Source organism: Pseudomonas trutticola BRTCR10, from assembly GCF_056155105.1.
Genome location: NZ_CM149552.1, coordinates 2,039,417 through 2,061,657, shown reverse-complemented (window position 1 = coordinate 2,061,657; position 22,241 = coordinate 2,039,417). Strand labels below are relative to the sequence as shown.

At 59.1% G+C, this 22,241-nt stretch carries 22 protein-coding genes; 4 read left to right on the top strand and 18 right to left on the bottom strand.

Features of this window, described 5'->3' with window-relative positions; translation table 11 throughout:
• Positions 1-17 precede the first annotated feature (17 nt).
• Positions 18-989 (top strand): magnesium and cobalt transport protein CorA, encoded by a 972-nt coding sequence (locus ACVVH8_RS09275; protein WP_100848073.1) that lies wholly within the window; start codon positions 18-20, stop codon positions 987-989.
• A 49-nt stretch (positions 990-1,038) separates the two neighbouring features.
• Here ACVVH8_RS09275 and ACVVH8_RS09270 read toward each other — a convergent pair whose 3' ends face one another.
• From ACVVH8_RS09270 to ACVVH8_RS09260, 3 genes are all read right to left on the bottom strand, one after another.
• A complete protein-coding gene (locus ACVVH8_RS09270) occupies positions 1,039-1,767 on the bottom strand; it encodes an amidotransferase (RefSeq protein WP_103303816.1) in 729 nt (242 codons plus the stop codon).
• A 95-nt stretch (positions 1,768-1,862) separates the two neighbouring features.
• Positions 1,863-4,007, bottom strand: coding sequence for a 3-hydroxyacyl-CoA dehydrogenase NAD-binding domain-containing protein (locus tag ACVVH8_RS09265; RefSeq protein WP_475229620.1), 2,145 nt, complete (start codon positions 4,005-4,007; stop codon positions 1,863-1,865).
• Positions 4,008-4,031: 24 nt separating this feature from the next.
• On the bottom strand, positions 4,032-5,237 hold the full coding sequence (locus ACVVH8_RS09260; RefSeq protein WP_475229617.1) for an acetyl-CoA C-acetyltransferase: 1,206 nt from the start codon (positions 5,235-5,237) through the stop codon (positions 4,032-4,034).
• 586 nt (positions 5,238-5,823) lie between these two features.
• Between ACVVH8_RS09260 and ACVVH8_RS09255 the strand changes: the two genes are divergently transcribed.
• Complete coding sequence (locus ACVVH8_RS09255) at positions 5,824-6,645, top strand: c-type cytochrome (RefSeq protein ID WP_475231146.1); 822 nt, start codon at positions 5,824-5,826, stop codon at positions 6,643-6,645.
• A 113-nt stretch (positions 6,646-6,758) separates the two neighbouring features.
• Here the strand turns inward: ACVVH8_RS09255 and ACVVH8_RS09250 are convergent, their stop codons facing one another.
• The 10 genes from ACVVH8_RS09250 to ACVVH8_RS09205 all read right to left on the bottom strand — a co-directional run bounded on the left by ACVVH8_RS09250 (position 6,759) and on the right by ACVVH8_RS09205 (position 16,067).
• Positions 6,759-7,568 carry a transglutaminase family protein gene (locus tag ACVVH8_RS09250; RefSeq protein WP_103303813.1) on the bottom strand — a complete coding sequence of 270 codons (810 nt, stop codon included), beginning with the start codon at positions 7,566-7,568 and terminating at the stop codon, positions 6,759-6,761.
• Positions 7,565-8,515 (bottom strand): alpha-E domain-containing protein, encoded by a 951-nt coding sequence (locus tag ACVVH8_RS09245; protein WP_103303812.1) that lies wholly within the window; start codon positions 8,513-8,515, stop codon positions 7,565-7,567. The genes ACVVH8_RS09250 and ACVVH8_RS09245 overlap by 4 nt, the downstream gene beginning before the upstream one ends.
• A gap of 12 nt (positions 8,516-8,527) precedes the next feature.
• Positions 8,528-9,937 carry a circularly permuted type 2 ATP-grasp protein gene (locus ACVVH8_RS09240; protein ID WP_475229615.1) on the bottom strand — a complete coding sequence of 470 codons (1,410 nt, stop codon included), beginning with the start codon at positions 9,935-9,937 and terminating at the stop codon, positions 8,528-8,530.
• A gap of 487 nt (positions 9,938-10,424) precedes the next feature.
• Positions 10,425-10,772: a ribonuclease E inhibitor RraB gene (locus ACVVH8_RS09235; protein ID WP_213028044.1), complete on the bottom strand. Its 348-nt coding sequence runs from the start codon at positions 10,770-10,772 to the stop codon at positions 10,425-10,427.
• 210 nt (positions 10,773-10,982) lie between these two features.
• Entirely contained in the window at positions 10,983-11,216 is a 234-nt protein-coding gene (locus tag ACVVH8_RS09230; protein WP_103303809.1) for a hypothetical protein, read from the bottom strand.
• 306 nt (positions 11,217-11,522) lie between these two features.
• Positions 11,523-12,398, bottom strand: a complete 876-nt coding sequence (gene speE, locus ACVVH8_RS09225) for a polyamine aminopropyltransferase (protein WP_103303808.1) — start codon at positions 12,396-12,398, stop codon at positions 11,523-11,525.
• 238 nt (positions 12,399-12,636) lie between these two features.
• On the bottom strand, positions 12,637-12,828 hold the full coding sequence (locus ACVVH8_RS09220; RefSeq protein WP_007914053.1) for a PLDc N-terminal domain-containing protein: 192 nt from the start codon (positions 12,826-12,828) through the stop codon (positions 12,637-12,639).
• Between the two features lie 71 nt (positions 12,829-12,899).
• Positions 12,900-13,430: a hypothetical protein gene (locus ACVVH8_RS09215; protein WP_475229613.1), complete on the bottom strand. Its 531-nt coding sequence runs from the start codon at positions 13,428-13,430 to the stop codon at positions 12,900-12,902.
• A gap of 182 nt (positions 13,431-13,612) precedes the next feature.
• Complete coding sequence (locus tag ACVVH8_RS09210) at positions 13,613-14,131, bottom strand: ankyrin repeat domain-containing protein (protein ID WP_103303806.1); 519 nt, start codon at positions 14,129-14,131, stop codon at positions 13,613-13,615.
• Between the two features lie 97 nt (positions 14,132-14,228).
• Positions 14,229-16,067: a long-chain-acyl-CoA synthetase gene (locus tag ACVVH8_RS09205; RefSeq protein WP_475229611.1), complete on the bottom strand. Its 1,839-nt coding sequence runs from the start codon at positions 16,065-16,067 to the stop codon at positions 14,229-14,231.
• A 382-nt stretch (positions 16,068-16,449) separates the two neighbouring features.
• Here ACVVH8_RS09205 and ACVVH8_RS09200 point away from each other — a divergent pair, with 382 nt between their 5' ends.
• Complete coding sequence (locus ACVVH8_RS09200; RefSeq protein WP_095191301.1) at positions 16,450-16,728, top strand: DUF3509 domain-containing protein; 279 nt, start codon at positions 16,450-16,452, stop codon at positions 16,726-16,728.
• 185 nt (positions 16,729-16,913) lie between these two features.
• Here ACVVH8_RS09200 and mtnC read toward each other — a convergent pair whose 3' ends face one another.
• The 5 genes from mtnC to aroC form a co-directional block, all read right to left on the bottom strand.
• Positions 16,914-17,597 (bottom strand): acireductone synthase, encoded by a 684-nt coding sequence (mtnC, locus tag ACVVH8_RS09195; RefSeq protein ID WP_475229608.1) that lies wholly within the window; start codon positions 17,595-17,597, stop codon positions 16,914-16,916.
• 4 nt (positions 17,598-17,601) lie between these two features.
• Positions 17,602-18,147 carry a 1,2-dihydroxy-3-keto-5-methylthiopentene dioxygenase gene (locus ACVVH8_RS09190; protein ID WP_007914042.1) on the bottom strand — a complete coding sequence of 182 codons (546 nt, stop codon included), beginning with the start codon at positions 18,145-18,147 and terminating at the stop codon, positions 17,602-17,604.
• A gap of 94 nt (positions 18,148-18,241) precedes the next feature.
• Positions 18,242-18,868 carry a methylthioribulose 1-phosphate dehydratase gene (locus tag ACVVH8_RS09185; protein WP_103303802.1) on the bottom strand — a complete coding sequence of 209 codons (627 nt, stop codon included), beginning with the start codon at positions 18,866-18,868 and terminating at the stop codon, positions 18,242-18,244.
• Complete coding sequence (locus ACVVH8_RS09180) at positions 18,865-20,010, bottom strand: MFS transporter (protein WP_475229605.1); 1,146 nt, start codon at positions 20,008-20,010, stop codon at positions 18,865-18,867. Before ACVVH8_RS09180 ends, ACVVH8_RS09185 begins: the two co-directional genes overlap by 4 nt.
• 34 nt (positions 20,011-20,044) lie before the next feature.
• Entirely contained in the window at positions 20,045-21,136 is a 1,092-nt protein-coding gene (gene aroC / locus ACVVH8_RS09175) for a chorismate synthase (RefSeq protein ID WP_213028039.1), read from the bottom strand.
• Positions 21,137-21,266: 130 nt separating this feature from the next.
• On the opposite strand from aroC, the gene ACVVH8_RS09170 reads away from it, so the two are divergent.
• Positions 21,267-22,220 carry an alpha/beta hydrolase gene (locus ACVVH8_RS09170; RefSeq protein WP_475229602.1) on the top strand — a complete coding sequence of 318 codons (954 nt, stop codon included), beginning with the start codon at positions 21,267-21,269 and terminating at the stop codon, positions 22,218-22,220.
• The last annotated feature ends 21 nt before the right edge of the window (positions 22,221-22,241 follow it).

Sequence of the window (22,241 nt, the reverse complement as noted above, 5' to 3'; positions counted from 1 at the left end):
AGAAGTGAACCACCACCATGGGTCGAGTTGTTGCCGCTGCGGTGTACAGCGCGGGTAAGAAAGTCACCAATATTTCCCTTGATGAAGGCGCCGCCTGGGCCGCAAAAACCGGTCACTTTGTGTGGATCGGTCTTGAAGAGCCGGACGCGCAAGAGCTGGCCAACCTGCAGCGACAGTTCAACCTGCACGAACTGGCCATCGAAGATGCCTTGGAGAAACACAGTCGGCCGAAGCTGGAAACCTTTGGCGACGCTTTGTTTATCGTCACCTACTCGCCCATCCGCGAACACGGGATCCTGCAGTTCATCGAAACCCACATTTTCGCGGGCAAGGGCTACATCATTACCGCGCGCAACGGCCACTCGGCGTCCTACGCCCATGTCCGTCAACGTTGTGAGGCGCGTCCGCTGTTGCTGGAGCATGGGGAAGATTTCGTACTTTATGCGCTGCTCGATTTCGTCATCGAGAACTATCAGCCTGTGGGCGAAGCGATTCATGCCGAGATTGATGAGCTTGAACGTAACGTGTTGTGCAGTGCATTGAACGAACACGACATCCAGAAGCTGCACGGCTTGCGCCGTGATGTTGTTCGCTTGCGCCGATACGCAGCGCCGATGGTGGAAATCAGCGAGGAGCTACAGAAGCTCAGCTTTCCCTTCATCGACAAGAACATGCGCCCCTACTTTCGCGATGTGCAGATCCATGTGACGCGGCAGATGGAAGACCTGACAACGCTGGCCGACATTGCCAGCCAGACCATCGAAATTGGTGTGTTGCTGGAAGCGTCACGGCAGAGCGTGGTGCAGCGCAAGTTTGCCGCGTGGGCGGCGATTCTGGCGTTTCCGACAGCGGTGGCGGGGATTTACGGGATGAACTTCCAGAACATGCCGGAGTTGAGCTGGCATTACGGATACTTCGCCGTGTTGGGCTTTATTACAGTGGGGTGTGTGAGTTTGTGGGCGAGTTTCAAGCGCTCGGGGTGGTTGTAGATCTGTGGCGAGGGAGCAAGCTCCCTCGCCACAGGGTCCGTATCCGGCTTTAAACGGCTTTAGCCTCAGGCTTGTGCGCCACAAAACGCATCATCCACTCGGCCACCGTGGTGCCATGGTGCTCCTGCTCCAGGCTGGCCACGCCTTTGCTGTAAATCTGCGAACCCAGTGCTTCCTGACGCAGGTCCAGTAGCGCACGCGAATAATCGTGAATGAATTCCGGATGCCCCTGGAAACACAGCACCTGATCGTTGATGTGATACGCCGCAAACGGGCAGAAATCACTGGAAGCAATGACCGTAGCGTTTTCCGGTAGCGCAGTGACCTGATCCTGGTGGCTGATCAGCAACGTCAGCTCTTCACGCACAGGGTTCATCCACGGCGCCTTGGCCGCGAGTTTGTAGTTGTGGGTACCGACGCCCCAACCCTGGGTTGCGCGTTCGCTCTTGCCACCGAGCAATAGCGCCAGCAGTTGATGGCCGAAACATACGCCAAGCAGTTTGTCGCCACGCTCGTAACGGTTCAGCAGGTATTCCTTGAGGGTCTGAATCCACGGATCAGTGCCAAACGAATCGGCCTTGCTGCCGGTGACCAGGTACGCATCGAAGGTCTGTTCGTCGCTCGGGTATTCGCCCTGCATCACGTTGTAGACCGTGAACTCGGCGGCAATCGGTTGCTGCGAGAACAGGCGCTGAAACATCTGCCCATAACCCTGATATTGATCGACCAGTTCCGGACGCAGGATGTCGGTTTCCAGAATGCAGATGCGTAGCGACATAAAAAATACCTGACACGTGATGGGAATAATGAACACCCCAGAGCCTGCCTTGAAACACCCTGGCAAGGCAAGCCCCGGAATGTATTCCCTATCGCCTAGAACAGCTCTCCTTTCGCCGCTTTTTCCAGCAACAGCGCAGGTGGCGCAAAACGCTCGCCATATTGCTCCGCCAGATACTGCGCGCGCGCAACGAAATCCTTAACGCCGTACTGGTTGATGAACTGCAATGCCCCACCGGTCCATGCCGCAAAACCGATGCCGAAGATCGAACCGACGTTGGCGTCCGCCGTCGAGGTGAGTACGCCCTCCTCCACGCAACGCACGGTCTCGATGGCTTGCACGAACAGCAACCGGTCGCGCACGTCCTTCGGCGAGATTTGCCCGTCGGCCTTCTCAAAACGGGTCTTCAGTTCTGGCCACAAATGTTTCTGGCCACCGACCGGGTATTCGTAGAAACCGCCACCTGCGGCCTTGCCTGGACGCTTGTATTCGTTGAGCAGCAAGTCAATCACGGCGAACGCCGGGTGCTCAATCAGCGGTTTCCCTTCAGCTTGTAGGTCCTTGGCAGTTTGCTTGCGGATATGGCTCATCAGGCTGAGGGAAACTTCGTCGGAGATCGCCAGAGGCCCGACCGGCATCCCGGCCTTGCGCGCTTCGGTCTCGATCATCGGCGCGCTCACGCCTTCGCCGAGCATGGCGATGCCTTCATTGGTGAAGGTGCCGAACACCCGTGAGGTGAAGAAACCGCGACTGTCGTTGACCACGATCGGGGTTTTCTTGATTTGCAGGACGAAATCGAACCCGCGCGCCAGGGTTTCGTCGCTGGTCTGCGCGCCTTTGATGATCTCCACCAGCGGCATTTTCTCCACCGGGCTGAAGAAATGCAGGCCGATGAATTTGCTTTGATCGGGCACGGCGGTCGCCAGACCGGTGATCGGCAAGGTCGAAGTGTTAGAGGCAATGACAGCCTCAGCGCCGACGACTTTCTGCGCGGCTGCCGAGACTTTGCCCTTCAGTTCGCGATCTTCAAACACTGCCTCAATGATCAGATCACACCCGGCCAGATCGCCATCGTTTTCACTGGTCTGGATCCGCGCCAGCACCGCTTCCCGCTGCGCAGCATCCATCTGACCGCGCGCCACTTTCTTGTCCAGCAGCGCTGCCGAATGGGCTTTGCCCTTCTCTGCTGCGGCAAGATTGACGTCCTTGAGCACCACCTCGATACCGGCCGAGGCGCTGACAAAAGCGATTCCGGCGCCCATCATCCCGGCGCCGAGCACACCGACCTTGCGCGTGACGAACGGCGTAAAACCTTGCGGACGCGAACCACCGGCATTGATCTCGTTGAGTTGAAACCAGAAGGTACCAATCAGGTTTTTCGAGATCTGCCCGGTAGTCAACTCGGTGAAGTAGCGGGTTTCGATCAGGTGTGCAGTGTCGAAATCCACCTGCGCGCCTTCGACGGCCGCGCAGAGAATTTTCTCTGGCGCAGGCAACGTGCCTTGAGTTTTGGTGCGCAGGATCGACGGTGCAATCGCGAGCATTTGCGCGACTTTCGGATTCGACGGTGTGCCGCCGGGAATCTGATAGCCTTTCACGTCCCAACGCTGCACCGCCGTCGGATTGGCAATGATCCACGCGCGCGCCTTGGCCAGTAACTCATCGCGATCCGTCGCCAGCTCGTCGATCAAACCGGCCTGCAACGCCTGTTGCGGACGGACCTTTTTGCCTTCGAGCAGATACGGCAGCGCCTTTTCGATACCGAGCATGCGCACCATACGCACTACCCCGCCGCCGCCCGGCAGCAGGCCCAGAGTGACTTCCGGCAGACCCAGTTGCACTGACGAATCGTCCAGCGCCACGCGGTGATGACACGCGAGACAGATTTCCCAGCCCCCGCCCAACGCCGCGCCGTTAATGGCCGCGACCACCGGTTTGCCGAGGGTTTCCAGAGTGCGCAATTGCCCCTTGAGGGTCAGCACCATGTCATAGAAGGCCTTGGCCTCGGGCTTGCCGACCTTGATCAATTCATTCAGGTCGCCGCCGGCAAAGAAGGTTTTCTTCGCCGAGGTAATGATGACCCCGGCGATGCTGTCTTTTTCACTGACAAGCCGGGCAACACAGGCCGCCATCGCCTCGCGATACACGGCGTTCATGGTATTGGCGCTCTGGCCCGGCATGTCGATAGTCAGGACGACGATGGCGTCCTGGCCTTTTTCGTAACGAATGACTTCGTTCATAACAAGGTTCCTTGAATTCGGGGCTCAGAGACGTTCGATGATGGTGGCAATGCCCATGCCGCCGCCGACGCACAGCGTCGCCAGGCCATAACGCAGGCGCCGGGTTTCCAGTTCATCGAGCAAGGTGCCGAGGATCGCGCAACCGGTCGCGCCCAGCGGGTGGCCCATGGCGATCGAGCCGCCGTTGACGTTGACCTTGTCCGGGTCGACCGCCATGTCTTTGATGAATTTCAGCACCACTGAAGCAAACGCCTCGTTGACCTCGAACAGGTCGATGTCTTCCACCCGCAGACCGGCCTTCGCCAGCGCTTTGCGGGTAGCCGGCGCCGGACCGGTGAGCATGATCGTCGGATCGGTACTGGTGACTGCCGTGGCAACAATGCGCGCCCGCGGTTGCAGGCCCAATGCTCGCCCCTTGGCCTCAGAGCCGATCAACATCAGCGCCGCACCGTCGACGATGCCGGAACTGTTGCCCGGTGTGTGCACATGGTTGATGCGCTCGACATGGCTGTAAACCCGCAACGCCGTCGCATCGAAGCCCATCTGGCCGATCATTTCGAAGCTCGGTTTGAGCTTGCCCAGACCTTCCAGCGTCGACTCGGCACGAATGAACTCATCGTGATCGAGCAGGATGATGCCGTTCTGATCCCGTACCGGCACCAGCGACCTGTTGAACGAGCCATCGGCCCGCGCCCGCGCCGCTTTCTGCTGCGAGTGCAGCGCGTAGGCATCGACATCTTGACGGCTGAAACCTTCGATTGTGGCGATCAGGTCCGCACCGACGCCCTGCGGGGTGAAGTGGCTGTGCAGGTTGGTCTGCGGATCCAGTGCCCAGGCGCCGCCGTCGCTGCCCATCGGCACCCGCGACATCGACTCGACACCGCCGACCACTATGAGATCTTCGAAGCCTGAGCGCACTTTCATCGCGCCGAGGTTCACCGCTTCCAGACCCGAGGCGCAGAACCGGTTGATTTGCACACCCGCGACGCTGACGTCCCAATCGGCGACTTGTACGGCGGTCTTGGCAATGTCCGATCCTTGATCGCCAATCGGCGTGACGCAGCCGAGCACCACGTCATCGACCTGACTGGTGTCCAGCGAGGTGCGCTGCTGCAGCGCGGTCAACAGGCCGGCAACCAGATTCACCGGTTTGACGCTGTGCAAGGCGCCATCGGCCTTGCCTTTACCACGGGGCGTGCGTAATGCATCGAAAATCAAAGCTTGGGTCATGACGTCCTCGAACCTGTGCGGTGAGTGATTTCTTGTGACTCCACTCTTCGCCTGAGCGGCCATGGATTCAATGACCACAGTGCTCAATGCTGTTGACGCACACGCTCAGACGGACGGTCATCCGCGGCTGGGTGAACCGGTTCAGGTCGGCGAGTTGTCTAGCAAGCGGGCGGCAAAGAAGCTGGCAATACGCCTCATGCCTTTTTTATCGCGATTGACAACGACTCCATATGAAATGGATCTAAGCCAAGCGTGACGCGGGCCCTAAGGTAGAACATGTACGTCATGGTCGTCGGGTTTTGCCGAGGCAGGCGTTCTTTAACAGGAAGTGCAGCGCTTGCCGTCATGGATATGCAGGCAAGCATCAGGAAATAACAATAAAGGCGGTCAAGCCATGTTCAAACAACCGAAAGTTCGTCAAGCAGGACTCATTCTTTTCGCCACGACGCTGTTGTTGATTTTGCCGAACCTGACTAAGGTCATCGGCTGAGTACAAGCGGCAGGTGCTGTTTATCGCCATTGAAAATGTAACTGGCCCGCTACCCGGGCCAGCATGGCTGTGCCAATCTTTGCGCACTTCCACGACATGGACGGCGATCATTTGAAAGCGCTTATTGTATTCGGGGCCTTGCTGCTGAGCATGCCCCTGTCTGCCGCGCAGCTGGATTTGCAGTTGGGCGCAAAGAGTCGCACCTGGCAGACCGAGGAGCTGCTCAAGCATCCTCAGGTGCAAACCCTCACGATCAAGAACGACGTGTCCTACAAGAAGGACATGACTTATCGCGCCGTGCCGCTGGCGGCGTTACTGGATGGAGTCAATCCCGAAGATCATCTGCAGGCCGTGGCGCTGGATGGTTTCGCCGCCGAATTGAGTGCTGCGCCGCTGCTCAACACCCAAGGCTCGCGTGCGTGGCTGGCGCTTGAAGATCCGGCCAGGCCATGGCCGCCGCTGTCGGAAGGCAAACACAGCGCCGGGCCGTTTTATCTGGTGTGGACCGATCCACAGATCGGCAAGATCAGCCCGGAGCAGTGGCCGTTCGAAGTCGCCAGCATCAAGCGCATGGCACCAGTGGCCGAGCGCTTCCCTGCTCTGCTGCCCGATCCGGCGTTAAAGGCTGATGACCCGGTGAATCTGGGATTCGCGTTGTTTCAGAAAAACTGCCTGGCGTGTCATCGATTGAATGGCGCGGGAGATGCGCAATTCGGGCCGGATCTGAATATTCCGTATAACCCGACCGAGTATTTCGGCGCTGATTTCCTCAAGCGTTACATTCGTGACCCGCAGAGTTTGCGGCAGTGGCCGCAGGCGAAAATGCCGGGCTTTTCGGCGCAGGTGTTGCCGGATCGGGATCTGCAGATGTTAGTGGGTTATTTGAAACACATGGCCGGGCGCAAGGTTAAGCCCTGATCGTTATCACTGGCCTCATCGCTGGCAAGCCAGCTCCCACAGGGTAAGCGCCGATTTTGAATCAGCGGTGATCTGTGGGAGCTGGCTTGCCAGCGATTGCGGCGTCCCGAATCTTATTGCTGCTGCACGGAGATGACCGGCGCAGGTGTCGGCGAAACGAACACCTTTGCATGCATCTGCTCACACCCGCCGCCCCGGCGCATGCCGCGTACCGGGCAGGCGTCGAGATAATCCAGACCCACCGCCAGTTTCAAATGCCGTTCCGGCCGCGCCAGTTCATTGGTCACGTCAAAGCTGTACCAGGCGTCATCCAGCCACGCTTCCGCCCAGGCATGGCTGGCCAGATGTTCGCAATCTTCGCTGTACAGATACCCCGACACATAACGCGATGGAATCCCCAGACTGCGCGCGCAGGCCAGAAACGCGTGGGCGTGGTCCTGGCAAACACCCGAGCGTCCGGCAAAAGCCTCGGCCGCGCTGGTGTCGACTTCGGTCGAGCCCGGCGTGTAGGTCATGTGTTGATTCAAGCCGTGCATCAAATCGATCAGCGCCGTGCGGTCACGCCGTTGCTTGCAGGATTTCGCCGCAAACGCGCGCAGAGCTTCGTCTGCTTCGGTCAGCCGGGTGAAACGCAGGAACGGCAGCGCCGACTGACTCTCATGCTCGGCCTCGCGCAACTCGTCGATATCGACCTGCCCCCGGGCGCCAATGATGATCTCTTCATGCGGTTCATCCATGGTCAGCACATGCAGGATGTTGCCGAACGGATCGAGCTGCGCGCGCACCGGGCGTGGCAGGTCCAGCTGCCAGCTCAGCACGTGCTGACGCTCGCTGTCGTGAGGTGTCAGTCGCAGATACTGGATGCTCGCCCGCACCTGATCTTCATAGTGATAGGTGGTCTCGTGGCTTATGGAAAGTCTCATGCAGCCTCCAGGTATGAACTGTGAATGGCGTTGCCCAACTGGCGTACCAGCGGGATGAATTCGGTGAGCCAGGCGTGCAGGCCTTCTTCGAGAATTTCGTGAATGCCGGTGTAGCGCAGGCGTGCATCCATTTCTGCCGCCAGTCGCTGTGCCGGCCGACCGTTGGCCCCCGGCAGCTGCGCTAGGATCTGGTCGATCTCCTCGGTGCAGGCGCGCAAGGAGCGCGGCACATCGGCGCGCAACAGCAGCAGCTCCGCCACATGTCGGGCGCCGGGCGCATCGCGATAAATCTCGGTGTAGGCCTCGAATGATGACAAGGCCCGCAGCAAGGCACTCCACTGGTAATACGCATGAGCGGTGCCGTCGCTGACCGCTTCGGCCTGATCGCCCGCCATCTCGTAACGGGCATCGAGCAACCGCAGCGTGTTGTCCGCACGTTCGATAAAAGTGCCGAGGCGAATGAAGCGAAACGCATCGTTGCGCATGATCGTGCCGTAAGAGGCACCACGGAACAGGTGTGAGCGTTCCTTGATCCATTCACAGAAACGACTCATGCCATAGCGGCTCAGCCCCTGTTCGGCGATGCCGCGAATCTCCAGCCACGTGGCGTTGATGTTTTCCCACATATCTGCGGTGATCCGGCCACGCACCGCGTGAGCACTGGCCCGCGCCGCGCCGAGGCAACTGTAGATGCTCGCCGGATTGGCCGCATCCAGAGCGAAGAAATGCAGCAGACGTTCGGCGTGCAGATCGCCGTGGCGCTCCAGGTAATCGTCGAGGGTGCCGGTGATCAACAACGGCATGGCCAATTCGTGCAGACCATCGCCGCGACCGTCCTGCGGCATCAGCGACAGCGAATAACTGACGTCGAGCATCCGTGCGAGGTTTTCCGCCCGCTCCAGGTAACGCGACATCCAATACAGATCCGAGGCAGTTCTACTTAACATGGCAAGCTTCCTTCAATCCTCGACCACCCAGGTGTCCTTGGTTCCGCCACCTTGGGAGGAATTCACCACCAGGGAGCCTTCGCGCAGGGCGACACGGGTCAAACCGCCGGGCACCATCCGGGTTTCGCGACCGGACAATACGAACGGGCGCAAGTCGATGTGGCGCGGCGCAATGCCGTTTTCGACAAAGGTCGGACAGGTCGACAGCGACAGCGTCGGTTGCGCGATGTAGGCATGCGGCTTGGCTTTGATCCGCTCGCGGAACGCATCGATTTCCGCCGTCGTTGCCGCCGGCCCGACGAGCATCCCGTAACCACCGGAGCCCTGGGTTTCCTTGACCACCAGATCTGGAAGATTGGCCAGCACATGGGAAAGTTCAGACGGGTTGCGGCATTGCCAGGTCGGCACGTTCTTCAGGATCGGCTCTTCGTCGAGGTAGAAGCGGATCATGTCGGTGACAAACGGATACACCGACTTATCGTCCGCCACGCCGGTACCGATAGCGTTAGCCAACACCACATTGCCGGAGCGGTAGGACGATAGCAGCCCCGGTACGCCGAGCATCGAGTCGGAGTTGAAGGCCAGCGGATCGAGAAACGCATCGTCGAGACGGCGATAGATGACGTCCACCGCTTTCGGGCCGTCAGTGGTGCGCATGAACACTTTGTCGTCACGCACGAACAGATCGGCGCCCTCCACCAGTTCCACACCCATTTCCCGCGCCAGAAACGCGTGTTCGAAGAACGCGCTGTTGAAACGTCCCGGCGTCAGTACCACCACGCTCGGATCGTCGATAGGGCTGGAGCTTTTCAGTGTGTCGAGCAACAGGTTCGGGTAATGGTCGATGGGCGCGATGCGCTGGGCGGCGAACAGCTCAGGGAACAGGCGCATCATCATCTTGCGGTCTTCGAGCATGTAGCTGACGCCGCTAGGCGTGCGCAGATTGTCTTCGAGCACGTAATAGGTGCCGTCGCCGTCGCGCACCAGATCAACGCCGGAAATATGCGAGTAGATATCGCGGTGCAGGTCCAGGCCTTGCATCGCCAACTGGTATTGCTCGTTGGCCAGGACCTGTTCGGCGGGAATGATCCCGGCCTTGATGATGCGTTGCTCGTGATAAAGGTCGGCGAGAAACATGTTCAGCGCCTTGACCCGCTGGATGCAGCCGCGTTCGACGATCCGCCACTCGCTGGCGGGAATGCTCCGCGGAATGGTGTCGAAAGGAATCAGGCGCTCGGTGCCCTGCTCATCGCCGTAGAGCGTGAACGTGATGCCGGCGCGATGGAACAGCAAATCGGCCTCGCGCCGCCGTTGAGCCAGCAGCTCGTCAGGCGTGTCGGCCAGCCATCGGGCGAACTCCCGGTAATGCGGGCGAACCTGGCCGCCGGCATCGTACATCTCATCAAAATAGGTGCGGATCATGCCGTACTCCTTGTCACCCGGACCTACAGGCCTTCGCAAGGCCCGTGCCATCGGCATAAACGCTTTGATTTCAATCGGTTGGATATTCACGTCGCAGGCGTCGCACCATTCCTGTGCGGCAAATGCCCCAACCTGATTGCCCCCGCTTCATTGCGACGCACTGCATCGCCTATCACCAGCATAGTCAGAGTTGATTTCACTGCTCGGCGACGGCTGCGGATAATCCGCGCATTCGCTGCAAAACTTCATCGGCCACCGCGCCGGGAAGTGCCCGGCTCAACTGCTCTGGGCTGCCGTCGCAGCCCGCCCCGCTGTAACCCTGACCGGTTTCCTCTCCTTATCGGTCTTCCCTTTTAGCCACCCTCTCCGGTGGCTTTTTTTTGCCTCGGATTCTTGTTTCAGGGTTTTGCCGCAGCGGTTTTCGAACGCCGGAAACGACAACGGCCAACCCAAAGGTCAGCCGTTGCTTAATAGTTACTGCAAGAGATCAGTTCAGACGGTAGCGATTGCGCACCTCCTGCTTGACGCCCCAGCCCTCGATAATGCCACCCAGCGGTTCGACCACGGCAGAAAACCCCTGCTCGAAATCGCCGATATCGTCATATGTCGCGTACATCACTTTGCTCAACTCCAGAGACCACGCGCCGTCGTCGCGCACGCTGACCTGGGCATTGATGGATTCACCGCGAAACTTGCCTGCCGCCCTGCGCGCCCGCTCCTCGTCCGGGAAAATGGCGTAGAACTCAATGGGATGGAAGCGGGAAAAATCGAAACCGCCTTCTTTCATGCGGCGCAGAACATTGCTGCTGATGTCTTCTTGATAGGCTGTGCTCATGAATCGTCCCCCTCGGATAGATGGATAGACTTTCCGTATTCCCGCCCCGGGCCTTTGGCCAAAGTACTACGGCAACGTGGTTGCGCGCGGGAAACAAGCATGTAGCTGACAAGACCAGACCTTAGCGATCCGTTCGCTGATCTCGCTTGCAGAGTAGCCCCAAGATAGAGCCGCTGCCAAGGCCTGGTGCTTCAAGTGACAGGAAGAATTTCAGATTGGAGTGATGCTGCGGATTTCGATGCTGTTCTGGGTTTTCAGGTTTTTCACGCCGGCATCGGCGGTGCGCCCTTCCAGATCGTTCAGATCCAGTTCGGCGGCCACAGGCAGGAGCCGCTCCTTGATCAGTCGCGCGGCCTCATCGTCGCTCGGGCACTCGGCTCGCTCGAAGACCTCATCGACAATTTCACCGTGATCATCCACGAAAGTGACTTTCCACTTTTGCATCGGTGCCTCCTCGATCAAACCCGCAAATGGGCTTACACCTAAATCGACTGGTACGCCGAAAGTTGGTTCAAAAGGATTACAGCGGGCAAAGATGAAAAAAACATCATCCTGGAGATGCGCCGCGAATTTGCACACAACCATTGTGGCGAGGGGATTTATCACCGATGGGATGCGAAGCGTCCCCCAAAACCAGCCAACGCGGTGATCAGGCAGACCGCGCTTGCTGGATTTACGACTGCTGCGCAGCCGGTCGGGGATAAATCCCCTCACCACAGGGGATCCATACACAAATGAAAAATGGTGTGATCAGTCGTTGCTTGGTTTGTTGATCGCTTGCAGCACGTACTGCGGCAACGCGAACGCACCGATATGGATTTCCGGGTTGTAGTAGCGAGTGACGATGCCGCTGCCAATGAAGCGCTGTTGCAGGACTTCACGGCTCAGTTTGCGGTAGGCCGGATTGGTCGAACCCCAGGCAAACGTCATCGAACCACCAATGTAGGTCGGTACGGCGGCCTGGTAGAAGTGCCAGTCCGGGAACAGGCTGCGCAGACGACCGGCCGTGGTTTTGACTTCGTCGATCTGCATGAACGGCGTGCCGTTCTGCGTCACGAGGATGCCGCCTTCGTTCAGGCAACGGTGGCAGGCCTGGTAGAAGTTTTCCGAGAACAGCACCTCACCCGGGCCGATCGGGTCGGTGGAGTCGGAGATGATCACGTCGAATTTTTCCGTGGTGGTGGCGACGAAACGCATGCCGTCGTCGATTACCAGGTTCAGACGCGGGTCGTCGTAGGCGCCCTTGGAGTGGTTCGGCAGGAATTCCTTGCACATGTCGACCACAGTGCCGTCAATCTCGACCATGGTGATGTGTTCGACGCCCGCGTGCTTGGTCACTTCGCGCAACATGCCGCCGTCGCCGCCACCGATGATCAGCACGCGCTTGGCGGTGCCGTGAGCGAGGATCGGTACGTGGGTGAGCATTTCGTGGTAGATGAATTCGTCGGCTTCAGTGGTCTGGATCACGCCGTCCAGCGCCATCACACGGCCCATGCGCGGGTTCTGGAAAATCACCAGGTGCTGGTGTTCGGTGCGCACTTCGTGCAGCAGTTTTTCCATGCGAAAACGCTGGCCGTAGCCTTCGTAGAGGGTTTCCAGGTACTCGCTGGTCTTGGTGACGGTCATGGTCAAGTGCTCCGATGAATGCGCGGGCGTCGATCGTGACGACGATTGCCCGGGAAAGGCGCGCATTCTACGTTGCCGAAGATGACAGGTCGAACCTCACTTCATCGGCATACCACATAACCTTGTGCGAGCTGGCTTGCCAGCGATGCAGTCGCCCCGGTCTCTCAGTGACACCGCGGTGATGCTATCGCTGGCAAGCCAGCTCCCACAGGTTTTGTGGTCAGTCTCGAAATCGCGATCAGATTCGGACGTTGCCCCGCGGTCCGGCAATCGCCCAGATGATCAGACCCAGCACTGGCAGGAGGATGATCAGCAGCACCCAGACGATTTTCATCCCGGTGGTCGCGCCGCTTTTCAGCACATTGATGATGGCCCAGATGTCGAGGGCGAGGATGATCAGGCCGATCAGACCGTTGAACGTGGAACCCATGGTGTCGCTCCAGAATAGTGGCATGCACTTTTAGGATAGACGGTCGCGCGCAGGGTTCCCTTTTATTGCGCTCAGACGTGAACGGCAATTTTCAAAGCTTCCAGCGATGGCGCAGCGGCGATGCCGACTTCGGCGCAGAGTTCCAGCACCCGAGGCACGTCGTTGCCATAGACCAGCACCACTTGCAGCTCATCGTCGAGCAACTGACTGAAGTTCATCAGCGTGTAGCCGCCGTTTTCCTTGTTCAGGCTGCTCATCTGCACCTGGATGCGGTTGAGTGCGGTCAGTGCTTCGGTCTTGGCCAGTTGCTTGGGCTTGAGGTTGAAGTCGACGGTCGGACCGAACGAGGCAACGATCTGCGCGAACAGGTCGACGTAGGTGTCAGCCTGGAACAGCACGGTTTCCGGCAGGCTACCGACCACTACCCACTCGCCCAACGGGATCGGGAAGGTGTCGTCGTAGTTGATATCCGGGTTGGCTGTCAGAAAAGCGTCGGCATCGGCGTAAGCTTGTGCGGCTTCGTCGGCCACTTTCAGGATCTCGTCCTCGCCCATGCAGCCGGAGCTGATTTTGCTGATGAGTTCAACGAGTGCGGCTTTCATGAGGGCGGATCCTGTGGCGAAGGTGAATTTCGAGGGCGCGAAGGATAGCGCATTCTTCAGCACACCCGACACCTGTAGCGAGGGAGCATGCTCCCGCTGGGCTGCGTAGCGGCCGCAAAAAAGCTTGCCAGCGCTGCGCACTGGAGCGGGAGCAAGCTCCCTCACCACAGGGGATCACAATCTCAGGCGAGGAGTTTTTCCAGTTGCGCAGTAGTGTCGACTGCGCCCATGGTCCGTGCCGCATCCAATGCCGTCACGCCATTGGCGTCCTTGGCCTTTGGATCTGCACCTTTGCTGATCAGGTAATCAACGATTGCCACTCGGTTGAACATCGCCGCCATCATCAGCGCGGTTCGACCATCAAATGACGAACCTTCGATCTCGGCACCCGCCTCGACCAGCGCCTTGACCACTGCCAGGTCGCCCTTGAACGCCGCACCGGCGATCGGGCTCTGGCCGTTGCCGTTGCGCATTTCCGGATCGGCCTTGTGTTTAAGCAGCACCTGGACCGCATCCACATGGCCGTAATAGCTGGCCAACATCAGCAACGTGTCGCCCTTGCTGTTCTTCAAGTTCACCGGCAAACCGGCCGTGACCAGGCGATCAAGCATCTCGGCATCACCGTCACGCGCCTTGTTGAAAACCTGCTCGGTGAATTCGGCAGCTTCTTCAGGGGTCATCTGGCGGCTTTGGTCGGACATGGGGCAACTCCACTTTCGGTCAATCGGAAAGCCGACAGTTTCCCGAGCGAAACTAAAGCTGTCACCCCCTTTTTCTCAAGAACGCCTATAGCCAGAATCAATAACGATGTTTGCCTTGATCGATTTCCGCCAATACTTCATCTGTTACACGTACGTAGGTGTGAGTGCCGGGCAGCCATGCGTAAATCGGATCATCGCCTGTCTGGCCGGGGTCGAAGCCTTCGTTTTTCAGGCGCGTTTTCTGGTATTTGAAGGTGCCGGTGGTTTCCATTTTCACCTTCACCCGCAGGAACAACGGCACGGCATACGCCGGCATGCGTTCACGAATAAACGTCAGCAACTCGGCAAAATCCAGCGTCGCGAGGGATTCCGCCGGTGTGATCGCCGCCATCCCCGCCCGGCCATTGGTATTGCGAATTTCTACTCCATAGGCCACCGCCTCGGAGATGTGCGGGTGTTGCAACAAGAGGTTTTCGACTTCAGTGGTCGAGACGTTTTCACCCTTCCAGCGGTAGGTGTCACCGAGTCGATCAACAAATTGCGCGTGGCCGAAACCGATGTTGCGCAACAAGTCGCCAGTGTTGAAAAAGCGATCCCCTTTGGTAAACACGTCGTGCAACACGACTTTGGCGGTTTTCTGCGGATCGGTGTAGCCATCCAGTGGCGCTTTTTCATCGATTCGCGCCAGCAACAGGCCCTGCTCACCCTTGCCGACCTTGCGCATGAAACCGTCGTCGCTGCGCAGCGGCTCGCCACTGTCATGGTCATAGGCCACCAACTCCCAGGCCATCAATGAGAAACCGATGGTGTTGTCGAAATTGAGTATGTTGGTGAAACCGATGTTGCCGTCGCTCGCCGCGTACAGCTCACAAATGTGGTCAACGGCGAAGCGCGTCTTGAACTCGGCCCAGGCACCGGGGCGCAGACCGTTGCCAATCATCTTGCGCACGTCGTGACGGCTGTCATCGGCGCTGGCAGGTTGATCGACCAGGTAACGGCATAGCTCGCCGACGTAACCGATGGTGGTGGCGCGGTAGCGGCGCACGTCGTTCCAGAACTGGCTGGCGCTGAATTTACGGCGGATCGCGAAACCTGACGCGCCGTTGATCGCCGAGCCCCAGCACACGCAAAGACCGGTGGCGTGGTACAGCGGCAAAGTGCAATAGACGACGTCGTCGGGGCCCATGTTGAGCGCGATCATGCCGAAGCTGGCGGAACTGCGCATCCAGCGGCCGTGCTTGAACACGCCGGCCTTCGGCAGGCCCGTGGTGCCCGAGGTGTAAATGTAGAAACACGGGTCGTCGAAGAACACTTGCTGGCTGCTCGGCGGGTTGTCGCTGGAGGCGTCGCCACTGGCGCTGATCAGATTGACGTAGCCGTCGGGCGCAATGCCCGGATGGCTGTAAGTGTCCTGATCGGCCACGAACCAGGTACGTTGCGCGGCAATCGACACTTGCTCGCGCACTGCGGCAAACGCGGGCAACAATTCTTCGCCAACGACAATCGCTACCGGCGCCACCAGATTCACACTGTGGATCAGCGTGTCGCGCGTCTGCGAGGTGTTGAGCAAGGCGCTGACCGCTCCGACCTTGGCCAGCGCCAGAATCGTCACCAGCAACTCCGGCCGGTTCTCGATAAACACCGCCACCACGTCGCCCTTGCCGATGCCCTGTCCGCTCAGATAGTGGGCAATACGGTTGGCCCACTGATTGACCTGCGAATAGGTCAGCAGCACATCGCCCTGCAATAACGCCGGGCCTTGGGGATTGCGCAGGGTCGCTTGTTCGAACGTCCAGCCAAGGCCACAGCTTTGGGTCGGATCCGTGACGTTGGCCACCTTCATGCCTTTGACCACCCGCGGGATGGCTTTGGCAATCATCGGCAGTTTGCGGAGCATCATGCCCCAGGTAATCGTGTCGCTTGGCGCGTGACTCATGGAAGCTCCCCGTTCGACCTTGACGTGTGGCCGGTTTTTTTATTGTCGGGCTGAAACTACCGACGCTCGATGAGCGAGGGTCGAGTCCGAAAATACGTCAGCGCTTCTCGGGCTGTACACGCGGTTTTTGCAATGTTTTGTATCCGCAGGCTGAGCGGCGACGGCGAGGATCCTGGCTTGATCAATTGGTTCCGTTTATTCGTCGACGATCCCGCAAAATGCAGGATGCACGATGGCCATTCATGCAGATTGCACGACACCCTGAATTCCGATGGTTTTTAAGTTGTTGATTTACAACGATTTTATTTTTTTCAAATGCTGGCACAATCGCTGCAACCTCCTCTGCATGCTTGCCATTCAAGTGCATACGGAGCTGAAAAACATGAGCCTGATCCAAGAAAAATTTACCTCCCTGTTCTCCAACTTCGACGTCACCACCGCGCCACGTCCCGATGGCGGGATTCTGCTGACCCTGCGCAGCGCCGACGGCAAAGTGTTCAAACGCGCACTCACGTATCAGCAACTGCATGCCGGCGACCAACTGTCGTGGGCGATCAGCGCGATTCGTCGTGACCTGGCCGAACAGGCCAGTGAATTGCCGCAAATTGCCATGCTGCAAAGCCAGCAGCGTTTTGCCCTGCCGACGTATCACTCGCTGTAAGCTTTTAACGCTTTAAACAGAACAGGCCGTGGAGCATGCGCTTCACGGCCTGTTTATATTTTGCGGTTAACAAAAAACCCTGTGGGAGCGAGCCTGCTCGCGAAGGAGGTGTATCAGCCACTGATAAGGTTGGCTGAACGGACGCTTTCGCGAGCAGGCTCGCTCCAACATTTGATCGAGTGAAGCTAGAAGGCTTCCGGTTCGATCCCGGTGAAGCTGTCAACGGTGACATGCCCACCCAGCTCCCCGCCTTCACGGGCCAGACCACAGGTTTGCAAGCCTGCCGATTGCGCGGCATCGAGCTCTTCGACGATGTCCGACAGGAACAGGATCTCCTCCGCTTCAACACCGATCGCCTGTTGAATATTCGTGTAGGACTGAGCCTCACGCTTGGCTCCCGACGTAGTGTCGAAGTAACCGCTGAACAAAGGCGTCAGATCACCTGCCTCGGAACAGCCGAAAATCAGCTTCTGCGCCTGAATGGAACCCGAGGAATACACAAACAGTTGATAACCCGCCTGATGCCAGCGTTTCAGCGCTTCAACAGCATCCGGGTAAACATGCCCCTTCAACTGCCCGGCGTGATAACCCTGCGCCCAGACCATGCCCTGCAAGGCCTTGAGCGGCGTGGCTTTGCGGTCTTCGGCAATCCAGCTCAACAGAATCTCGACGACGCGTTCAACATCGGCCTGCGGCGCATTGCTGTCACGGCGCACGGCGTCGAGCTGCTCGGCGACATCGGCACGCGTGGCATTCTGCCGGACGAAATCCGGCAGGTGTTTGGCCGCATAGGGAAACAGCACGTCGAAGACAAAACTCACCGCGCTGGTAGTGCCTTCGATGTCAGTAACAATGGCTTTGATCGACATCGAATCAGTCCTCCAGACGCGGGAAACGACCGGCGATGTCTTCGCCGGTGAAGTTGGCAACCCAGCCTTCCGGGTTGTTGAACAGACGGATCGCAACGAAATGCGGATGCTCGCCCATGTCGAACCAGTGCTTGGTGCCGGCAGGTACAGAGATCAGGTCGTTCTTTTCGCAGAGCACGGCGTAGACGTAGTCGTCGATGTGCAGGGTAAACAGCCCACGGCCGGCGACGAAAAAGCGTACTTCGTCTTCGCCATGCCGGTGTTCCTCAAGGAACTTGGCGCGCAATTCGGCTTTTTGCGGGTGGTCGCTGTTGAGGCTGATGACGTCGACGGTGATGTAACCGCGCTCGGTCATCAATTTGTCGATCTGCTCTTTATAGGCGCTGATCACTTCTTCCTGGGTTGCGCCGGGCTGGATTTTCGCAGCGGCTTGCCATCGGTCGAAGCGCACGCCCTGCTCGGCCAGGGTCGAGGCGATGTCTTCGAAATGGGTCAGCACCTTGTTCGGAATGTCAGGGCTGGAAACGTGATAGACGGACAGGCTGCTCATTGGGGCAATTCCTCGGTATCGGCCTTGCCGTCCGGTTCTTGCAGACCGGTCGGGCACAGCATTTCATCAGGCAAATGGGCTACTTCTTGTAAAGTCAGCCTTGGCGGTTCATGACGCTGCGGGTTTTCAACTCGCACTCAAACAAAAATTCGAAAGCCTCGATCTGGCGCAGGGCGTCGTTCATCTGCGCGCCCCAGGTATAGAGGCCGTGGCCGCGAATCAGGTAACCGACGCAATCGGGATGGGCGTCGAGCCAAGGCTGCACCTTGGCGGCAAGGCGCGCAATGTCCTGATCGTTGTCGAAAATCGGCACGCGCACCCGCGATTCATGGGTCGAAATACCGCTGAAGGCTTTTTGCAGTTCGTAGTCTTCGAACTCGATAAAGTCTTCTGGGGTGAGGCGCGACAGCACCGTCGCATTCACCGAATGGGTGTGCAGCACCGCACCAATCTCTGGGCGCCAGCTGTACAGTTGGGTGTGCAGCAGGGTTTCGGCGGACGGTTTTTTGCCCGGCTCCAGGCTGTTACCCGACAGATCGGTAGCGAGCACATCGTCCAGACCCAACTGGCCCTTGTGCTTGCCGGACACGGTCAGCAACGCTTCGCTGGCCGACAGGCGCGTCGAGTAGTTGCTGCTGGTGGCCGGCGACCAGCCGCGACCGTAGAGAAAACGCCCGGCGTCGACGATTTGCTGGGCGAGTTGTTCACGCGTAAGGCTCATGGCCTGTCCTCTTGCATACGTGTGGCAATGATAACGGCAGCAGCGAGCGCCGCGAGACTGGCAATACTAAAGGTCAATGTCGCACCGAGGGCATTCCAGCTGTAGCCGGAATACAACGCCCCGAGCGCGCCGCCGGTGCCAGCCAAGGCTGCGTACAGCGCCTGGCCCTGACCTTGCTGGCGTGCGCCGAAACTACGTTGCACGAAGGCGATGGCAGCGGCGTGAAAACTGCCGAAGGTCGCCGCGTGCATAACCTGCGCGAACAACAGTACCCACAGGAACTCGGCGAACGAACCTAGCAGCAACCAGCGCAGCGCCGCCAGCAGAAAACTCGCCATCAACACCCGGCGCAGGGAAAACCGCGCAAGAATCCGGCTCATCGCCATGAACATCAACACCTCGGCGACGACACCCACGGCCCAGAGCATGCCGATGGTGCCGCGCGTGTAGCCGAGTCGCTCAAGGTGCAAGGTCAGAAAGGTGTAATACGGGCCGTGGCTCATTTGCATCAACGCAACGCAGCCGTAAAACGCCAGCACGCCGGGGTTGCGCAGTTGCTTGAGGAAACCCTCGCCGCTCGGCCGATTGCCTTGCGGCGGTTGCGCATTCGGCACCCACAGGCTGCTGAGGACGATACCGGCCATGATCAGCACCAACGCCGCAGGGTAGATGTCGAGGCTGAGCCATTCGAACAGCCGGCCCAGCGCGACCACGGTGATGATGAAACCGATCGAACCCCACAGGCGAATTTGACTGTAACGCGAGGTCTGCCCCTGCAAATGCGCCAGGGTAATGACTTCGAACTGTGGCAGCACTGCGTGCCAGAAGAACGCGTGCAGCGCCATGACCATGGCCAGCCAGGCGTAGGTCTTGCTGACGAAAATCAGCGAGAAGGTCAGCAACGTACACACTGCGCCGAAGCGCACGATGGCCAGGCGTTTGCCGGTGTAGTCGCCGAGCCAGCCCCAGATGTTCGGCGCCACGCAGCGCATCAACATCGGGATTGCGACCAGTTCACCAATGCGCGCGGCGCTGAATCCGAGGTGATCGAAGTACAGCGCCAGAAACGGCGCTGTCGAACCGAGCAAGGCGAAATAGAACAAATAGAAACTGGACAGTCGCCAGTAAGGGAGCGCCGCCACGCCGGTTACGCCGTGACGGCTTTGAGGCCCGCCATCAAAGCTGACCCAGCACCGGCGTGCTCACGCGCACATCTGCGTTCTGGCCACGGTGACGCAGCAGATGATCCATCAGCACGATGGCCATCATCGCTTCGGCAATCGGCGTGGCGCGGATACCGACGCATGGGTCGTGACGACCCTTGGTGATCACGTCGACCGGGTTGCCTTCAACATCAATCGAGCGGCCCGGGGTGGTGATGCTCGACGTTGGCTTCAACGCCAGATGGGCAACGATCGGCTGGCCGGACGAGATGCCACCGAGGATGCCGCCGGCGTTGTTGCTGAGGAAACCTTGCGGGGTCAGCTCATCGCGATGCTCGGTGCCGCGCTGAGCAACGCAGGCGAAACCGGCGCCGATTTCCACGCCTTTGACCGCATTGATGCTCATCAGCGCATGGGCCAGTTCGGCATCGAGACGGTCGAAAATCGGCTCGCCAAGGCCTGGCATCACGCCTTCGGCGACCACGGTGATCTTCGCTCCGACCGAGTCCTGATCACGACGCAACTGATCCATGTAGGCTTCCAGCTCCGGGACCTTGTCCGGATCAGGGCTGAAGAAAGCGTTTTCTTCGACCGAATCCCAGGTCTTGAACGGGATTTCGATCGGGCCGAGCTGGCTCATGTAGCCGCGAATGACGATGCCTTGGCTCGCCAGATATTTCTTGGCAATCGCACCGGCCGCCACACGCATCGCAGTTTCGCGCGCCGAGCTACGGCCGCCGCCACGGTAGTCACGCTCGCCATATTTGTGGTGATAGGTGTAGTCGGCGTGGGCCGGGCGGAACAGATCCTTGATTGCCGAGTAGTCCTTGGACTTCTGGTCGGTGTTGCGGATCAACAGCCCGATCGAGCAACCGGTGGTGCGCCCCTCGAACACGCCGGAGAGGATTTCGACTTCGTCGGCTTCCTGGCGCTGGGTGGTGTGGCGGCTGGTGCCCGGCTTGCGGCGATCAAGGTCGCGCTGCAGGTCTTCGAGGGAAATCTCCAGGCCCGGCGGGCAGCCGTCGACAATGGCGACCAACGCCGGACCATGGCTCTCGCCAGCGGTGGTGACAGTGAACAACTTGCCGTAGGTATTGCCGGACATTCAGGACGCTCCGTGAAATCAAACCCAAATTCGTGATGCGCGCCAGTATACGCAGGCTAACCGAGTAGTTCATCCTCGAACCTTAGTGGTGCTGGCGAGTCCAACCGGCACCTTGGCGAATGATGGCGTGATGATGCTGCGAGTTTTGATCTTGAGTCTTACCCTCTTTACTGGCTTTGCCCAGGCGACAGTCCTACAGCGGCCGGTATCTCTGGATACCGGCACGGGCGAACTTTTCGGTTCGCTGTTGCTGCCAAAATCCGACAACCCGGTGCCGGTTGTCCTGATTATTTCTGGCTCCGGTCCTACGGATCGTGACGGAAACAACCCCGACGGCGGGCGCAATGACAGCCTGAAACGGCTGGCGTGGGTGCTGGCCAAACACAACATCGCCACCGTGCGTTACGACAAGCGCGGCGTGGCCGCCAGCCTGGCGGCGACACCGGATGAGCGCAATTTGTCGGTCGAAGCCTATGCGGCCGACGCGGTGGCCTGGGGGCAAAAGCTCAAGGCTGATCCGCGTTTCGGCAAACTGATTCTGCTTGGCCACAGTGAAGGCGCACTGATCGCCAGCCTCGCCGCGCCGAAAGTCGATGCGGCAGCAGTGATTTCCCTGTCGGGCAGCGCCCGGCCGGTCGATCAGGTAATTCGCGAGCAACTGGCGCGCAGCCTGCCGCCACCGTTGATGCTGCGCAGTAATGAATTGCTCGATAGCCTCAAGGCCGGCCACACCGATGACAATGTCCCGCAACCGCTGCAAGTGATTTTCCGCCCGAGCGTCCAGCCGTATCTGATTTCATTATTCCGTCAGGACCCGGCAAAGGCTTTCGCACAACTGAAGATGCCGGCGCTGATCGTTCAAGGCAGTAACGACATTCAGGTCGGCACCGAAGACGCAAGACTGCTCAAGGCTGCCAAACCGGACGCCGAACTGGTGGTGATCGAAGGCATGAACCATGTGATGCGCATCGTGCACAACGACATGAAGCGGCAATTGGCCTCCTATAAGGACCCGAATTTGCCGTTGGCAGCCGAGTTAGGTTCGAAAATCATCGAGTTTATTGACGGACTTCGCACCCGTTAAACGCTGTTTACCCTCTAGTCC

Excerpts from the sequence above, each read along its gene's own strand:
- ACVVH8_RS09250 (WP_103303813.1), bottom strand. The coding sequence starts at position 7,568 with ATGAGACTTTCCATAAGCCACGAGACCACCTATCACTATGAAGATCAG.
- ACVVH8_RS09170 (WP_475229602.1), top strand. The coding sequence starts at position 21,267 with ATGATGCTGCGAGTTTTGATCTTGAGTCTTACCCTCTTTACTGGCTTT.
- ACVVH8_RS09230 (WP_103303809.1), bottom strand. The coding sequence starts at position 11,216 with ATGCAAAAGTGGAAAGTCACTTTCGTGGATGATCACGGTGAAATTGTC.
- ACVVH8_RS09210 (WP_103303806.1), bottom strand. The coding sequence starts at position 14,131 with ATGTCCGACCAAAGCCGCCAGATGACCCCTGAAGAAGCTGCCGAATTC.
- ACVVH8_RS09270 (WP_103303816.1), bottom strand. The coding sequence starts at position 1,767 with ATGTCGCTACGCATCTGCATTCTGGAAACCGACATCCTGCGTCCGGAA.
- ACVVH8_RS09185 (WP_103303802.1), bottom strand. The coding sequence starts at position 18,868 with ATGAGCCTTACGCGTGAACAACTCGCCCAGCAAATCGTCGACGCCGGG.
- ACVVH8_RS09245 (WP_103303812.1), bottom strand. The coding sequence starts at position 8,515 with ATGTTAAGTAGAACTGCCTCGGATCTGTATTGGATGTCGCGTTACCTG.
- ACVVH8_RS09265 (WP_475229620.1), bottom strand. The coding sequence starts at position 4,007 with ATGAACGAAGTCATTCGTTACGAAAAAGGCCAGGACGCCATCGTCGTC.
- mtnC (WP_475229608.1), bottom strand. The coding sequence starts at position 17,597 with ATGTCGATCAAAGCCATTGTTACTGACATCGAAGGCACTACCAGCGCG.
- ACVVH8_RS09200 (WP_095191301.1), top strand. The coding sequence starts at position 16,450 with ATGAGCCTGATCCAAGAAAAATTTACCTCCCTGTTCTCCAACTTCGAC.
- ACVVH8_RS09215 (WP_475229613.1), bottom strand. The coding sequence starts at position 13,430 with ATGAAAGCCGCACTCGTTGAACTCATCAGCAAAATCAGCTCCGGCTGC.
- ACVVH8_RS09220 (WP_007914053.1), bottom strand. The coding sequence starts at position 12,828 with ATGGGTTCCACGTTCAACGGTCTGATCGGCCTGATCATCCTCGCCCTC.
- ACVVH8_RS09275 (WP_100848073.1), top strand. The coding sequence starts at position 18 with ATGGGTCGAGTTGTTGCCGCTGCGGTGTACAGCGCGGGTAAGAAAGTC.
- ACVVH8_RS09235 (WP_213028044.1), bottom strand. The coding sequence starts at position 10,772 with ATGAGCACAGCCTATCAAGAAGACATCAGCAGCAATGTTCTGCGCCGC.
- ACVVH8_RS09205 (WP_475229611.1), bottom strand. The coding sequence starts at position 16,067 with ATGAGTCACGCGCCAAGCGACACGATTACCTGGGGCATGATGCTCCGC.
- ACVVH8_RS09260 (WP_475229617.1), bottom strand. The coding sequence starts at position 5,237 with ATGACCCAAGCTTTGATTTTCGATGCATTACGCACGCCCCGTGGTAAA.
- ACVVH8_RS09255 (WP_475231146.1), top strand. The coding sequence starts at position 5,824 with ATGGACGGCGATCATTTGAAAGCGCTTATTGTATTCGGGGCCTTGCTG.
- ACVVH8_RS09240 (WP_475229615.1), bottom strand. The coding sequence starts at position 9,937 with ATGATCCGCACCTATTTTGATGAGATGTACGATGCCGGCGGCCAGGTT.
- speE (WP_103303808.1), bottom strand. The coding sequence starts at position 12,398 with ATGACCGTCACCAAGACCAGCGAGTACCTGGAAACCCTCTACGAAGGC.
- aroC (WP_213028039.1), bottom strand. The coding sequence starts at position 21,136 with ATGTCCGGCAATACCTACGGCAAGTTGTTCACTGTCACCACCGCTGGC.
- ACVVH8_RS09190 (WP_007914042.1), bottom strand. The coding sequence starts at position 18,147 with ATGAGCAGCCTGTCCGTCTATCACGTTTCCAGCCCTGACATTCCGAAC.